The sequence below is a fragment of the Sphingobacterium gobiense genome, assembly GCF_002980575.1.
Taxonomy (GTDB): domain Bacteria; phylum Bacteroidota; class Bacteroidia; order Sphingobacteriales; family Sphingobacteriaceae; genus Sphingobacterium; species Sphingobacterium gobiense.
Map to the genome: position 1 here is coordinate 107,429 of NZ_PVBS01000005.1, position 13,897 is coordinate 121,325.

Annotated in this window: 14 protein-coding genes and 1 tRNA gene; 9 read left to right on the forward strand and 6 right to left on the reverse strand. The window is 43.1% G+C overall.

The genetic code is table 11. The features are described from left to right. Positions 1-32: 32 nt before the first annotated feature. The 5 genes from C5749_RS18080 to C5749_RS18100 all read right to left on the reverse strand — a co-directional run bounded on the left by C5749_RS18080 (position 33) and on the right by C5749_RS18100 (position 4,178). Positions 33-106, reverse strand: a tRNA-Asp gene (locus C5749_RS18080). Positions 107-179: 73 nt separating this feature from the next. Beyond that, positions 180-1,253 carry a peptide chain release factor 1 gene (gene prfA, locus C5749_RS18085; protein ID WP_105727751.1) on the reverse strand — a complete coding sequence of 358 codons (1,074 nt, stop codon included), beginning with the start codon at positions 1,251-1,253 and terminating at the stop codon, positions 180-182. Positions 1,254-1,327: 74 nt separating this feature from the next. Then, positions 1,328-1,657: a DMT family transporter gene (locus tag C5749_RS18090; RefSeq protein WP_105727621.1), complete on the reverse strand. Its 330-nt coding sequence runs from the start codon at positions 1,655-1,657 to the stop codon at positions 1,328-1,330. A gap of 83 nt (positions 1,658-1,740) precedes the next feature. Next, complete coding sequence (locus tag C5749_RS18095) at positions 1,741-3,138, reverse strand: Gfo/Idh/MocA family oxidoreductase (protein WP_219848029.1); 1,398 nt, start codon at positions 3,136-3,138, stop codon at positions 1,741-1,743. A gap of 215 nt (positions 3,139-3,353) precedes the next feature. Continuing rightward, positions 3,354-4,178: a glycogen/starch synthase gene (locus C5749_RS18100; RefSeq protein ID WP_105727623.1), complete on the reverse strand. Its 825-nt coding sequence runs from the start codon at positions 4,176-4,178 to the stop codon at positions 3,354-3,356. 144 nt (positions 4,179-4,322) lie between these two features. Between C5749_RS18100 and panC the strand changes: the two genes are divergently transcribed. The 5 genes from panC to C5749_RS18125 all read left to right on the forward strand — a co-directional run bounded on the left by panC (position 4,323) and on the right by C5749_RS18125 (position 9,056). Continuing rightward, entirely contained in the window at positions 4,323-5,168 is an 846-nt protein-coding gene (gene panC, locus C5749_RS18105; RefSeq protein WP_105727624.1) for a pantoate--beta-alanine ligase, read from the forward strand. 23 nt (positions 5,169-5,191) lie between these two features. Continuing rightward, complete coding sequence (panD, locus tag C5749_RS18110) at positions 5,192-5,542, forward strand: aspartate 1-decarboxylase (protein WP_105727625.1); 351 nt, start codon at positions 5,192-5,194, stop codon at positions 5,540-5,542. A gap of 48 nt (positions 5,543-5,590) precedes the next feature. Next, on the forward strand, positions 5,591-5,965 hold the full coding sequence (locus tag C5749_RS19865) for a hypothetical protein (protein ID WP_245893839.1): 375 nt from the start codon (positions 5,591-5,593) through the stop codon (positions 5,963-5,965). Positions 5,966-6,170: 205 nt separating this feature from the next. Next, complete coding sequence (locus tag C5749_RS18120) at positions 6,171-8,519, forward strand: TonB-dependent receptor (protein WP_105727626.1); 2,349 nt, start codon at positions 6,171-6,173, stop codon at positions 8,517-8,519. Between the two features lie 60 nt (positions 8,520-8,579). Next, positions 8,580-9,056 carry a thioredoxin family protein gene (locus C5749_RS18125; protein WP_105727627.1) on the forward strand — a complete coding sequence of 159 codons (477 nt, stop codon included), beginning with the start codon at positions 8,580-8,582 and terminating at the stop codon, positions 9,054-9,056. A gap of 32 nt (positions 9,057-9,088) precedes the next feature. Here the strand turns inward: C5749_RS18125 and C5749_RS18130 are convergent, their stop codons facing one another. Further along, positions 9,089-9,517, reverse strand: coding sequence for a CBS domain-containing protein (locus tag C5749_RS18130; protein ID WP_105727628.1), 429 nt, complete (start codon positions 9,515-9,517; stop codon positions 9,089-9,091). Positions 9,518-9,755: 238 nt separating this feature from the next. On the opposite strand from C5749_RS18130, the gene C5749_RS18140 reads away from it, so the two are divergent. The 4 genes from C5749_RS18140 (at position 9,756) to C5749_RS18155 (ending at position 13,884) form a co-directional block, all read left to right on the forward strand. Continuing rightward, complete coding sequence (locus C5749_RS18140) at positions 9,756-10,424, forward strand: FKBP-type peptidyl-prolyl cis-trans isomerase (protein WP_146113790.1); 669 nt, start codon at positions 9,756-9,758, stop codon at positions 10,422-10,424. Positions 10,425-10,509: 85 nt separating this feature from the next. Continuing rightward, a complete protein-coding gene (locus C5749_RS18145) occupies positions 10,510-11,193 on the forward strand; it encodes an FKBP-type peptidyl-prolyl cis-trans isomerase (protein ID WP_105727631.1) in 684 nt (227 codons plus the stop codon). A gap of 90 nt (positions 11,194-11,283) precedes the next feature. Continuing rightward, a complete protein-coding gene (locus tag C5749_RS18150) occupies positions 11,284-12,906 on the forward strand; it encodes an NAD+ synthase (RefSeq protein ID WP_105727632.1) in 1,623 nt (540 codons plus the stop codon). Positions 12,907-13,320: 414 nt separating this feature from the next. Next, positions 13,321-13,884 carry a DUF4136 domain-containing protein gene (locus C5749_RS18155; RefSeq protein ID WP_105727633.1) on the forward strand — a complete coding sequence of 188 codons (564 nt, stop codon included), beginning with the start codon at positions 13,321-13,323 and terminating at the stop codon, positions 13,882-13,884. The last annotated feature ends 13 nt before the right edge of the window (positions 13,885-13,897 follow it).

Below are 13,897 nucleotides of genomic sequence, written 5' to 3' on the forward strand. Positions count from 1 at the left end.
GAACTTTTGAAGCAGCGCTCCATTTATTTTAGCGGTCTGGACGGGACTCGAACCCGCGACCCCATGCGTGACAGGCATGTATTCTAACCAGCTGAACTACCAGACCTCATTTCCTTCCCGTTTGAAGGTGTGCAAATATAGGTGTATTTTACAGAATGTCGAAATTTTTTTGAAAAAATTTAATCCACTGCTCCCTCTTTCATTTTCTCTGCATTTTCTGCAAATTGTAGGGCATCTATAATACCCTGAATATCACCATCCATAACGGCGGGGAGATTATAGAGCGTCATACCGATACGGTGTTCAGTAACGCGTCCCTGCGGATAATTGTATGTCCGTACCTTGGCAGAACGGTCTCCCGTAGATACCATTGTTTTACGTTTAGCCGCTACATCACCATGTTTTTTCTGAACCTCCAGCTCGTATAACTTATTTCGAAGCATCTCCATCGCAAGTTCCCGATTGGCTAACTGGGACCGTTCAACCTGGCACACCACAACAATGCCAGAAGGCTTGTGTGTCAATTGCACCTTCGTCTCTACTTTGTTGACGTTTTGTCCACCGGCTCCCCCCGAACGAGAGGTTTGGAGTTCAATGTCGCCGGGGTTCAATTCGACATCGACATCTTCTGCTTCCGGCAAAACAGCTACCGACGCTGCGGATGTATGGACACGCCCCTGCGTTTCAGTATCTGGAACACGCTGTACGCGGTGTACACCCGATTCATATTTCAATTGACCATATACATCCTCGCCGAGGACTTTTAAAATGACTTCCTTATATCCACCAGACGTTCCTTCAGTCACATCCATTACTTCTGTGCGCCAGCCCTTTGTTTCAAAAAAACGGGTATACATCCTATACAAATCACCAGCGAATAGAGCGGCTTCATCACCTCCTGTACCACCTCGAATTTCAATAATCGCATTTTTTCCGTCTTCAGGATCCTTAGGGATAAGCATCAATCGAATTTCTTCTTCTTTTTCCTCTTTTTCTGTCAGTAAGAGGTCGAGCTCTTCTTTCGCCATCTCCCGTAGCTCCTGATCTTTTTCATTAGCGAGTATATCTTTGCTTGTATCGATATTACTAACGATATTTTTATAGATGTGATATTGCTCTACGATTTTCCCCAAGTCTTTATACTCCTTATTCAACTTGGCAAAACGCTTCATATCATTGATCGTATCGGGATTACTTAATTCGGCCTCCACCTCTTCCCAACGTCCTTTTATAGCTTGTAGTTTCTCTAACATAGTGCGTAATGCTCTTAAAAAGGGAAAGGTATTTCCCATCTTTATCAGGCACAAAAGTACGTATTTTTTTGGTATTAATGTGCGGAAACCACCTTGAGGCCAATAATTGAGGTGATCAATGTCAAAATAAAAAATACGCGCCAAAAATCAGTTGGTTCTTTAAATATAAAAATACCTACCAACACCGTCCCCACGGCACCGATGCCCGTCCAAACAGCATAAGCCGTTCCGAGCGGGAGCGCCTGGGTGGCTTTCATCAACAGCAGCATGCTGACGGTCAGACATAAGCCAAAGCCTCCATACCAAAGGTACATTTCTGTTCCAGTTGTGTGTTTAGCTTTTCCCAAGCACGATGTAAATCCCACTTCAAATAATCCCGCAATAATTAATATAATCCAGTTCATAGTTCTTTATTATCTACAACAAAGATCTGGATACAAAAACAGAATCCTTTTTACAAATGATAAAAAACGAAGGTTATTATTCACTACCCTCGTTTGACCTTTGGCTTTAAATCAGTCAATGAGCCGATTTTGACAGGCCCTCCCTGCTCGATACTACGACGGGCGGCGACACCAATCAGAATAGACATCACACCATCTCGTAGACCAGCGGAATGGCCATATGGATCAGGAGCTTCTGATTGTTTGAACAATTTATCATGCAAGCGACGATCGCCACCGCCATGACCAGCACGCTCGCTAGCTACCTGAATGATCTGATAATCCTGCCAGTTCTTATAAAGTACAAGTGGTTCATGAATGACGTCAACGTTTTCGACCTGCTGCATCTCCGCAGCATGCAAACTTTCTTGATCCAAACTGTCATTTTTCATCCACGGGATGTCAAGCCAAGCTTCGATACGCCCTTTTTGTCCATTAAAGGCAATACGCCAGCCCTCAAACGGGGAATAAGTAGTCAGCGAGTAATTGGCGATAGCACCATTCGCATATTTAATTTGCGCTGACATCTTGTCGTAAATATCAATTTCATTTCGATAAACACATCCATCTCGGACATACCCGTCATGTGCTTCGTTAGCTACATATAGATTCATAGCATGGGAATCTTTGGTGATGTCCCAATAGTAATTGCACTCTTTTTTATATGTGCAACTTCGACAATTTGCTCCTCTGAATGCCCCATTTTTACCATAGTGCTCCAACGCACCATAAGCAAATACTTCATCCGGCTCCGAATCCAACCACCAATTGAGTAGATCAAAATGATGCGTAGCCTTATGTATCCATAAAGATCCGCCCTTATCCATCAGCCCGTGCCAACGGCGGAAATAAGACGCACCATGATGGACATTGAGATACCAATTGAAATCGACCGAAGTAATTTCCCCGATTTCTCCGTTCATGATCAACTCTTTGATTTTCGTCATATAGGGGCTCCACCGATAATTGAACCCTACAATCAGCTTTTTACCGTACTGGCGTTCAGCATCCAGAATTGCTTGCGCTTTTACTTCATCGGTCGTTAGCGGTTTCTCAGTGAGCACGTCACAACCAGCAGCTAGCCCCCCGATAATCTGCTCATGGTGAGATGAATCTGTCGTACACACGATAACCAAGTCTGGTTTCGTCTCGCGCAGCATTTCCTCAAAGCTCACGAAGGTGGGACAGTTCACTTTCATGTATTCCTTCCCGTACTGTAGCCTACCTGGGTTGATATCACTTAGACCTACAAATTCCAGTTGGTCTGGATACTGTTCTACCAAACGACGACCCCAAAAGGAAATACCCCGTATACCCGTACCCACCAAAGTAACCCTAAGTTTACGGCGTAGGCCGAACGCGTTGGCGGGCAGCGATACGGCCGATCCTGCGGCAAGCATAGCTAAAGCGTGCAAAAATGATCTTCTCGAAAAATTCTCCATGTTATTTCCGTTTATAATAGTTTATGCTGTTTTCAAACTTTCACAGTTAGTAATCCAAAATAAGAAAAAACTTGGGATCAACCAAATATAACCGAGCACTCCCCTCCCCCGGGCATAAATTTATTTTCAAGAATAGTAGCATAGCAAAAAAGAAGGTGCGATTTTCATCGCACCTTCAACCTTTAAAATTATAAAAACTACTAATTATGAAAAAACTAAGCAGTCTCCTCTACATCAGCTGTGGAAAACTCCTCGAATACTTCTGCAAACCCTTCATAGTCCGCATCTCCTTGAGGCGAGAAACTACGGATCCCGTTCTCTTCCACATAGATTTTAAGTTCGGGATGTATATCTCCGTCAGCAAATACAGCTATATCGGTGTAGGAAAGCGCTCCTTTGTATAGGTCTACATACGATCCTTCACCATAAGGGCCTGCTTCCTCAACATGCATATCACTTTGCGACGCCATTTCCCCGTATTTACTTCCAATAGTATCAAAGTCTTCGTTCGCGTAAAGGGAATACATCACTTTGGCATCCTTGAATGTAGGATCATCTTTGTAAGCCGTTTTCAAATAAGCCGGAACCATAGCGGAAAACCAACCATGGCAGTGCACTACGTCCGGTGACCATCCTAACTTCTTCACAGTCTCTAATACACCTTTACAGAAGAACAGCGAACGTTCGTTGTTGTCTGTAAAAAACGCACCTTTGTCGTCACGAAAAACCTTTTTCCGCTGAAAATACTCTTCATTATCTAAAAAATACACCTGCATGCGTGCAGTGGGTAATGAAGCAACCTTAATAATGAGCGGATTGTCATTGTTATCCACCACGATGTTCATTCCCGACAACCTTATCACTTCATGAAGCCGATTTCTGCGCTCATTAATATTACCGAAACGCGGCATCAAAATACGGATTTCAAATCCTTTTTCTTGCATCGCTTGTGGTAATTGGCGTGTTATTTCAGAAATTTTGCTTATTTCAAGGAAAGGCGACATCTCATGGGTTACAAACAATATTTTCGTTTTTGCCATCTCCAATTCTTTTTTTATTTATCGAACAGTAAAATCGGTCCACAAAGATACGACTTTTTTATGAATTTTACAATTCATTAAGTTTCATCCCTTTATATTACCAATTTATTTCCGCAAATTTGCGCCCTTATTTAACGTTTTGCGGTGAGGATATTTAGAACAAAACAGGCCCTTCAAAGTTACCTTGATGAATTGCGTGAAGCCAAGCAACGCGTAGCCCTTGTACCGACTATGGGGGCACTTCACGAGGGACACCTTACATTAGTAAAAGAAGCCCAACAAATTGCTGATGTTGTGGTCTGTAGTATTTTTGTAAATCCCACGCAATTTAATGATCCGGGCGATCTTGAAAGGTATCCACGCCCGGAAGAAAATGACCTACAATTGTTACAAACAATCCACTGTGATATCGCATTTATGCCAACGGTGGAAGAAATGTATCCAGAAACCGAGGAGCCCTGGCACCTTGACCTCGGAAGCCTAGAAAAGGTATGGGAAGGAGAAAAGCGGCCGGGTCACTTTCAAGGTGTAACCCAGATTGTATATAAGCTGTTCAGCTTAGTTGAACCCGATGTTGCCTGCTTTGGCCAAAAAGATTTCCAGCAAATAATGGTTATCCAACGGTTAATTGAACTAAAAAAACTATCCGTCGTCCTCCATATTTGCCCTACAGTCAGAAACGAGAAGGGGCTCGCACTAAGCTCCCGCAATATGCGCCTTTCAGCGGAGGGAAAACATAAAGCACTGGCATTATATCGTTCGTTACGTCATATCGAACGTTATTTCGAGGTCCGCAATCTAAACACACTTCGAACAGAAGCACTAGACATCCTCCATCAAGAGGGAGAAATAGATGTCGAATATTTAGCCATCTGTGAAACGCGTTCGTTACAAGAAGTCGACCAGATCGAGCCCAGAAAAAAGCATGTTGCGTTACTGGTTGCTTGGATAGAAGGCGTAAGGTTGATAGACAATATGTTATTGGATTAAAAAATTTTAGGTAATTTTGTAATATGTTGATTGAAGTAATGAAATCAAAGATTCATCGGGTTCGTGTTACGCAGGCGGAACTGAACTACGTGGGAAGCATCACGATTGATGAGGATTTGATGGATGCAGCAAATATTGTTGCGAACGAAAAGGTGCAGATTGTAAACAACAATAACGGGGCTCGGCTAGAGACTTATGTTATTCCGGGTGAACGCGGCAAAGGCACTATCTGTCTTAACGGCGCGGCCGCACGGTTGGTACAGGTCGGTGATATTATTATTATCATTTCTTATGCGAGCATGACACCTGAAGAAGCGAAAGTACACAAGCCTGCTCTGCTATTTCCAGACCATAACAATAAATTGACACTGTAGTTCTGATAGCATTTCGTAACTTCGCAGATAACAACGTACGATATCGTCATGCATAAATTAAGTAACACATATCGCATTTTCATCGCTTGGTCATTAAGCGTATGGATGGTGGCTATTATCACCAGCGGTGTCGTATTTATGCACAAGGAAGTCACCTCAACAGGAGAGATTGTTACACACATTCACCCCTATGACTTTACTAAAAAGGGACACCCTGACCATCATCACCATTCTGATGATGAAATACATTTCTTAGATGTCGTATTCGCAGGCGTATTCGTAGCAAATGATTTGCAAGCATTCGAACTCGCTATCGCTCCGATTAAGCTTTGTATACATTATGCAGAGTTAACGGAAAACGCGCCTTCCACCCCACTCATTCACTACGACTTACGGGGACCACCCGCCCTTCTTTTATCCTAACCCCAACTTCCGAAGATCCACCGGAAAGTTAACTAAACGCATTTATTATTACACTATAAGGTCGGCATCATATGGTGGTTTCATTCACTTCCTGCATACCTTGATTGCTCGCTCCCTTAGCACCTATCACCGTAATGTTATTACATAACAAAAACACGGACTTCATGATTGTGTTATGGTCGTGAGCTTAACATGAATTACTTACATGACAAAAAGATACAACTATAAGCTTTTTCTTTTAGCTTTACTTTATATATTTCCTATCGCCCTATTCTCACAAACATCATTGAACGGAAAAGTAACGGGGCCGGATGGTAACCCCATCGGTCAAGCTACAGTACTTGTAGACGGCTCCGGCAGCGCTACCTCAACGAATGAGCACGGAGAATTTATGCTATCCGGCGTGTCAAATGGAAAAACAACAATCATCACGCGTGCTGTCGGTTACCAAACGAACAGAAAAACAGTGCCCAGTAGTACAAACGACGTTTTGCATATTATCTTACAGGAAGACAACTTAAATTTAAATGAGGTCGTCGTCAGTGCCACCCGTTATGGTCTTGACCGGCGTGACGCCCCTGTCGTTGTGAACGTATTAAGCCCTAAGCTTTTCAATGCTACACAATCTGTAGCCATGTCGGAGACCTTAAACTACCAGCCCGGCGTGCGCGTGGAAAACAACTGTCAAAACTGCGGATTCTCTCAAGTGCGACTGAACGGGATGGAGGGGGCTTACTCCCAAATACTGATCAACAGTCGTTCGGTATTTAGTGCCTTAAATAGTGTCTATGGACTGGATCAAATCCCAACCAGCATGATCGACCGCATCGAAGTCGTCAGAAGTGGTGGATCTGCGCTCTTTGGTGCTAATGCCATCGCCGGAACCATCAATATCATTACGAAAGATCCCATAGAAAATGACTGGCAGGTAAAATCCACCAACTCCCTAATTGATGGCAGTGCATGGGATAATACGATCGACTTCAACACTTCCACCGTGACAGACGATTTACGCGTAGGGGTTACTTTCTACGGGATGCACCGCAACCGGGAGGCTTGGGATGCCAATGGCGACGGATTCTCGGAAATGACGAAGCTACGCAACACGACTTTTGGCACGAAAGCTTTTTTTAAACCGTCCGAATACGATAAAATCACGGTGGACCTGAGCGTACTGAACGAGTTTCGCCGTGGGGGCGACCGACTGGAAATCGCGCCGCATTTTACCGATATTACGGAGCAGCTCCAGACCAACTCCTTCATCGGTGGGGCCACGTACGATCATTACTCCCAAAACTGGAAACATAAAATATCGATTTACGCATCGGCTCAAAAAAGCACGCGCGACAGCTACTACGGTGGTTTAGGCGGTTCCAGAACGCGTCAGGATAGTATTACCGCGGCAAACGCCTACGGCGTTACAAACGACTTTGCTATGGTTGCCGGCGGACAATACACCTATACCTTCGCAAAAGATGTGTTGACAGCCGGCGTAGAGCTTACCACCAACAAGACCACCGATGATATCCCTGGCTACGACCGGAATATAGACCAAAAGACGCAGGGTATTGGCAGTTACGCGCAGTACGAGTGGAAGGTTGCCGAGCCATTAAAACTTCTAGTCGGTGCCCGCTACGATTACACCAAGGTGGATGGAAAATATAGCCTCTTGCAGCACCATCGTACCTCAGACGAAAGCTTTGGCACCTTTAGTCCACGTTTCACTTTACTATACGATATCCATCCTGAATTGCAGTTCCGTGGTGGATATGCCCGGGGATTTCGCGCTCCACAAGCCTTCAACGAAGATATGCACGTCACCTCGGTCGCCGGCGAGCAAGTATTTGTCCTGATGGGGCAAGACCTAAAAACGGAAACTTCCGATGCATATACCGGATCGTTTAATTACACCCGAAATTTCGGCAACACCCAGACAAGCCTGTTGGTAGAGGGCTTCTATACAGCACTGCATAACCAATTCATGAATGTGCGGACCGCAGAGGAAGACGCCATTATTCTTGAAGAAATGCGCAATGGGACGGGCGCAACCGTCTATGGTTCCAATATAGAATTGAGTATCGCTCCTTCCAGTGCTGTTACTTTTCAGGCCGGGGGGACTATACAACGCTCGAAATACAACGAGGAGCAGATCATCTTTGAAGCCGAAAACCCGGCGGATGATGTCGCTACTGTGCGCTTTCTACGCACGCCAAACACCTATGGTTACTTGAACACGAATATCAAAGCGACTAAACAATTCGCCGTCGATGTAACTGGTGTGTATACTGGCAGCATGATTGCACCGCATTACCAGGCGGATCAGACGCTCCTGCTCAAAACGACTCGAGATTTCATGGAAATGAACCTGCGTTTAGGTTATACACTACCCATACGGAAGGAATTTAGCGTAGAATTGTTTGGGGGTATACAAAATATATTTAACGCTTTCCAAAAGGATTTCGATAGTGGTCCATTACGCGACTCTGATTATGTTTACGGACCAGCAAAACCACGAACATTTACTTTCGGAATCAGGATTGGCCATTTTCATTAACATCATTTGTAGAGACGTCTGGTATGGCGTCTCTACTAAATTTAAGAAAGGAACAATAGCATGATACGTTATATAGGTACTATTATATTTTTTTTACTAAACCTATCAGCTTTTGCGCAGCAACAAAATACCGTCAACTGGCTTTCTTTTGAGCAGTTATCGGACTCGCTCGCGACAAAGCCCAAGAAGGTCCTGCTTTTTTTTCATACCGATTGGTGCGCCTATTGCCGTAAAATGCAAAAGGTCATTTTTACGGATCCTGATGTTGTAAATGAGCTGAACAGTAACTATTATGCTGTACAATTTGATGCGGAAACTGTGGATACGATACACTTCGACGGACAAGTTGTTGTAAATGAGTCCTCCAAAAAACGTACAGGGCAATACCACAATATGGCAAAGCTGTTAGCCGCCCGCGATGGTAAACTTAGCTTTCCGACTACCCTGATCTTGGCTTCTGATTTCAACGTGGAACAGCGATTTTTTCAGTATGTAGACCGGAAGAAATTGATGAAAGCATTGAAGAATAAGCCTTAGATATCCATAGCCGTTTTGCTTATAGCTAGCATCTAACTACTAATATAGCTTTGCAGTTGGTCTATAGTCTGCTTTTGATCTTCAATAATATGTTTCACGATGTCACCGATAGAAATTATACCGATTACTTTACCGTTCTCCACAACAGGCAAATGCCTAAATAGATTGTTGGTCATCATTTCCATACAGCTATCAATTTTTTCGTTCGTCGTGATGGTCCGAGGATTGTGTGTCATGACCTGCTGGATAGGCGTATCTCTGGATGTTTTACCCTGCAAGATAATTTTCCGAGCATAGTCACGCTCTGTAAAGATACCCATCAACTTATCATTTTCAATAATTAACAAAGCACTGATGTTCTTCTCCATCATCATTTGTAGCGCATCCAATACGGAGGTGTTTTGGCTTACAGCGTGGATAATGGATGGTTTTCCCTCGAGGATGTGTTGTACAGTTTTCATCTTATTATCTATTTATAATGGTTGTTTATCGCTAATAAGTTGACTATCAAACGAATTAGACAATTAAAGATAAGGTTTTTTAACGAAATAAAAAATAAAACCATTTTTCTTACTTTTGCTGTAGCATTACGATATGAACCTGCGTTCTATCATCTAGAAAAGATTTTAAAAATTTATGAAACCGATTCCGATTTGTCGGGAGAACACTCATCAACCATTAAAAAAATAAGAAGAAAAGATGAAAACTCTATTTAAACCATTAATTGTATTATTATGTGCTGCAGTTGCATTTAGTTCTTGTATGAAGGATGACAGCGCGGAGAGAGAAGCTGAGCAGCGTCGACAACAAGAAGCTATAGTTGCTTCATTAGCTGCCGACAAACTTAAAATTGACACTTATCTAGCAGCGAATCCCTCTGAAGCCCCCGGGGGTTGGCAAGCAGATAGTAGAGAAGAGACATTTTCTCTGTTAGGTAAAACAGTTAAAACAGGCATCCACTTTGAAGTGGTTACAGTACCTTCTGAAGAAGATGATGAAGCTTTTGAGTATGAATTCTCCAGCTCAACTGGTCCGGTCCCTCCAAAAGTAAGAGTAAACTACACAGCATCATTATTGGACGGCACCGAGGTACAATCTGGAGAAAACGAAAATATTGATTTCGCTACATTCCAGTCTAGTTCAAATGTTTATAATGGTGTATGGATTATTTCCTTTTTCCCAAAATCGTATAGAGTGAACGGTGAAGACGTACCATACTATGGATTAACAGCAAAAGGCTTAAAAAAAGGCAGCCATATCCGCGTGATCGCCCCTTCTTATTGGGCTTTTTACGATAAAAAAGTAGGCGATATTCCAGCCAACTCACCATTAGTATACGAGTTTGAAGTACTGAGTATCCAAAAATAAAAACAGCAAGAAATCATTTAATAGCACTATTACAAAGGGCGTGTCCAAAAAATCTTTTAGACACGCTCTTTTTTTAATCAAGACAATGAACAACCTATCAAAACTCTTTTTTTTCTTTGTGTTGGCTACAGTCAGCATCACGTCCTGTAGCAAATCAGACGACAACAATAACGATTTGGCGGATGAACAACGTCGTAGAGATTCTCTTAACCGCGTACGAATCGAAGCCTTATTAGAAGAACAGGCTCCTATACTAAAAAATTTTGCAGAGGAACATATCCCAGGGGCAGTATTGGATGATTCCACGGGTATTTGGTTCAAAATTCACACTCCGGGAGAAGAAGGATCCTATACAAGTTGGTTAGTTCCAGGATCCATGGGCGGTTTGGCCCTAGCCAGACCCACTGTAGAAGTAAAATATGCCGGGAAATTACTGAATGGTAATGTGTTTGATAAAACATCCGAAGACGACCCAAAAGACCAAACCCGCTCTTTCCAAATCGGAAATGATAATATGGGCGGTGGGTTGATTCCAGCCTGGAATCTTGCATTCTATCCCAAAGAGGTACGATTAAACGGCAGAGACTATAAAGTAGGCGGTCTCACCGAAAATGGCTTGCAGAAAGGCGCCGTCATCGAGCTTGTTGCTCCATCGCCTTACTGTTATGATAACCGCGAGCAAAAGGATAAAGACGGGAAAGTTACCATCCCCCCGGATTCACCTTTACATTTTTATATCGAGGTGGTGGATATAAAGGATAAAAAATAATTTAATACCGATAAATAAACGAAGCCCGCTGATTCAAACAGCGGGCTTCGTTTATTTTTATTATTTTTACTCTTAACAAATCCATATACAATGAAGATAGCGCTTGCTCAACTGAATTACCATATAGGCAACTTTACCGCCAACGACGAAAAAATTATCAATCATATTGCACGGGCCAAAGCAGATGGCGCCGATTTAATTGTCTTCGCTGAACTTGCTATAGGCGGATACCCCGCTAAAGATCTCTTACGAAACGCACAATTTATTCAGCAATGCACCAATAGCCTGCACCAGATTGCACAAGCTTGTCAGGGCATCAGTTGTATTATCGGATCACCGGTGGTAAACACGGATCCTGAAGGCAAACCACTTTACAATGCAGCCGTCGTATTGGCAAATGGTCAGATCCAACACACGATTAAGAAAAGCTTATTACCGGATTACGACGTCTTTGACGAATACCGATATTTTGAACCTAACCGATCGGCTTCCTGTGTTGAAATCAACGGAGAAAAGGTCGCCTTAACGGTATGTGAAGATCTATGGGATGACGAAGTCTCGAATTCGTATGTAGGCGATATAATGGCTGAGCTGCGGAAAGAAAATCCATCGCTCATCATCAATATTGCTGCCTCTCCGTTTTCTTACACGCACTTCGACAACCGACTCAACGTTTTAAAACGGAATGTTATAAAAGCAGGATGCCCGTTAGTATATGTCAATCAGGTAGGTGCCCATACCGATATTATCTTTGATGGTCGTTCATTAGCGCTGGATCGAAACGGTAATATATTGTCTGAACTAAAAGATTTTGCAGAAGATTATACGGTGGTGGACATCCATGCGCAAGCACCAATTCTCCCAGAGCAAAAACCTACTGAGATTGCGTTAATACACCAGGCTCTCCTTTTAGGAATGCGCGATTATTTTCAGAAGTCGGGCTTTAAAAGAGCCGTACTTGGCCTTTCGGGAGGTTTGGACTCTGCGATTGTCGCCGCATTAGCATGCGAAGCACTCGGTGCGGAAAATGTCCTTGCTGTCTTGATGCCATCTAAGTACTCGAGTGAACACTCGGTAAAAGATGCGTTGGATTTAGTGGAAAATACAGGCTGCGCGCACCAAATTATTCCTATCGAAGACATCGCCAAGTCCTTTGATCAGACACTAGCAGCATCGTTTGCAGGTCGAGCTCCCGATGTTACGGAAGAAAATATACAGGCTCGCGTCCGAGGCACAATCCTCATGGCACTTTCCAATAAGTTCGGTCATATCTTATTAAACACTTCCAATAAAAGCGAAGCGGCTGTAGGCTATGGAACATTATATGGGGATATGGCGGGATCCTTGAGCGTGATTGGCGATGTCTACAAAACCCAAGCTTATACATTAGCACGTTATATCAACCGAGAGCGGGAAGTCATCCCGGTAAATACCATCGTGAAACCACCATCTGCGGAGTTAAGACCAGATCAAAAGGATTCCGATTCTTTGCCCCCTTACGATATATTAGATAGTATACTCTATCAACTGATTGAATTGGAAAAATCAACGGCGGAAGTTATTCAATCGGGATTTGAGGAAACATTGGTAAACCGTATCGCGAGGTTACTGTATAATGCTGAGTTTAAACGCTTCCAAGCTCCACCTATACTACGTGTAAGCCCGAAAGCATTCGGGAGCGGACGAGTTATGCCGTTAGTAACGGGGTTTTAATCTTTTTTTCTTGACAAAAAAAGAAACAAAAAAGTCAAGGCTGAGTATGTTTTCGCTATCTTTCTTTGTCTATTCCTAAACAGAATGAAACTCGCTACGCTTAAAACAACATTCTGTTTTATACGGAATAGCCTGCATCAAGATGTACGCGAAAAAATACAAGGCCGTTTTCCTCCACGTAACCGCTGTTTATTATTGAACGCTTTCATTATGCATTGCATTCCCCCCCTTAACCTCAAATGTCGCCTTGGAAACGTTGCATCTATACAAGTTTGCCTTTGCACGCACCACTCTATGCAAGGATTTCCCAGCGACGAGCTTTTGGTTCTTTTCACGGGGAAAAGAACATAAAAATTACTTTAAACCTTTCATCAATTCACTTGTCTAATACAATACTAAAACAAGCGGTTTATTATGAACAAGATAAAATATATTTTGATATTGGGTATTATTGCGGTCCTTGCATCTTGTGCTTCCGTGAAGTATAACACTACCCAGGTGCAGAACCAGGATTTTCGGCAATATAAGACCTATAGCTGGCTTCCTCCCGTGGATTCGCTGTCTAAAAATTATTTTAATAATGATATTGCAAAAACGAATATCCTGAATGCTGCGAATAAGGAATTAGAGGCATTAGGGCTGCAGTATTCCAAAGACAACCCAGATATTCTTTTTCGCTATATTACCATCGTAAACAATAAAAGCCGTATGGTCTATAGTCCCGGTTGGGGCCCATGGGGCATGGGTTGGGGTATGATGGGCTGGGGCTGGGGAATGGGCTGGGGAGGCCATAGCTATCCTGTAGGCCACGAGAAATATCGCTATGCCCACCTGATTATCGAGGCCGTTGATCGACGCACAAACAGTGTTGTATGGCAAGCACGCGGTTCATCAGAAGTTAAAGCACCTGAAAGGACCATCAATAAATTGCCACAAATTGTCAACGGAATATTCAAACAGTATCCGGTAAAAAAATAAAAAAGTGGCGATG

What these genes read in the sequence shown, in the direction of transcription:
- C5749_RS18090 (WP_105727621.1), bottom strand. Translation starts at nt 1,657, where the DNA reads ATGAACTGGATTATATTAATTATTGCGGGATTATTTGAAGTGGGATTT.
- prfA (WP_105727751.1), bottom strand. Translation starts at nt 1,253, where the DNA reads ATGTTAGAGAAACTACAAGCTATAAAAGGACGTTGGGAAGAGGTGGAG.
- C5749_RS18125 (WP_105727627.1), top strand. Translation starts at nt 8,580, where the DNA reads ATGATACGTTATATAGGTACTATTATATTTTTTTTACTAAACCTATCA.
- C5749_RS18150 (WP_105727632.1), top strand. Translation starts at nt 11,284, where the DNA reads ATGAAGATAGCGCTTGCTCAACTGAATTACCATATAGGCAACTTTACC.
- C5749_RS18130 (WP_105727628.1), bottom strand. Translation starts at nt 9,517, where the DNA reads ATGAAAACTGTACAACACATCCTCGAGGGAAAACCATCCATTATCCAC.
- panD (WP_105727625.1), top strand. Translation starts at nt 5,192, where the DNA reads ATGTTGATTGAAGTAATGAAATCAAAGATTCATCGGGTTCGTGTTACG.
- C5749_RS19865 (WP_245893839.1), top strand. Translation starts at nt 5,591, where the DNA reads ATGCATAAATTAAGTAACACATATCGCATTTTCATCGCTTGGTCATTA.
- C5749_RS18120 (WP_105727626.1), top strand. Translation starts at nt 6,171, where the DNA reads ATGACAAAAAGATACAACTATAAGCTTTTTCTTTTAGCTTTACTTTAT.
- C5749_RS18155 (WP_105727633.1), top strand. Translation starts at nt 13,321, where the DNA reads ATGAACAAGATAAAATATATTTTGATATTGGGTATTATTGCGGTCCTT.
- C5749_RS18145 (WP_105727631.1), top strand. Translation starts at nt 10,510, where the DNA reads ATGAACAACCTATCAAAACTCTTTTTTTTCTTTGTGTTGGCTACAGTC.
- C5749_RS18095 (WP_219848029.1), bottom strand. Translation starts at nt 3,138, where the DNA reads ATGGAGAATTTTTCGAGAAGATCATTTTTGCACGCTTTAGCTATGCTT.
- C5749_RS18100 (WP_105727623.1), bottom strand. Translation starts at nt 4,178, where the DNA reads ATGGCAAAAACGAAAATATTGTTTGTAACCCATGAGATGTCGCCTTTC.
- C5749_RS18140 (WP_146113790.1), top strand. Translation starts at nt 9,756, where the DNA reads ATGAAAACTCTATTTAAACCATTAATTGTATTATTATGTGCTGCAGTT.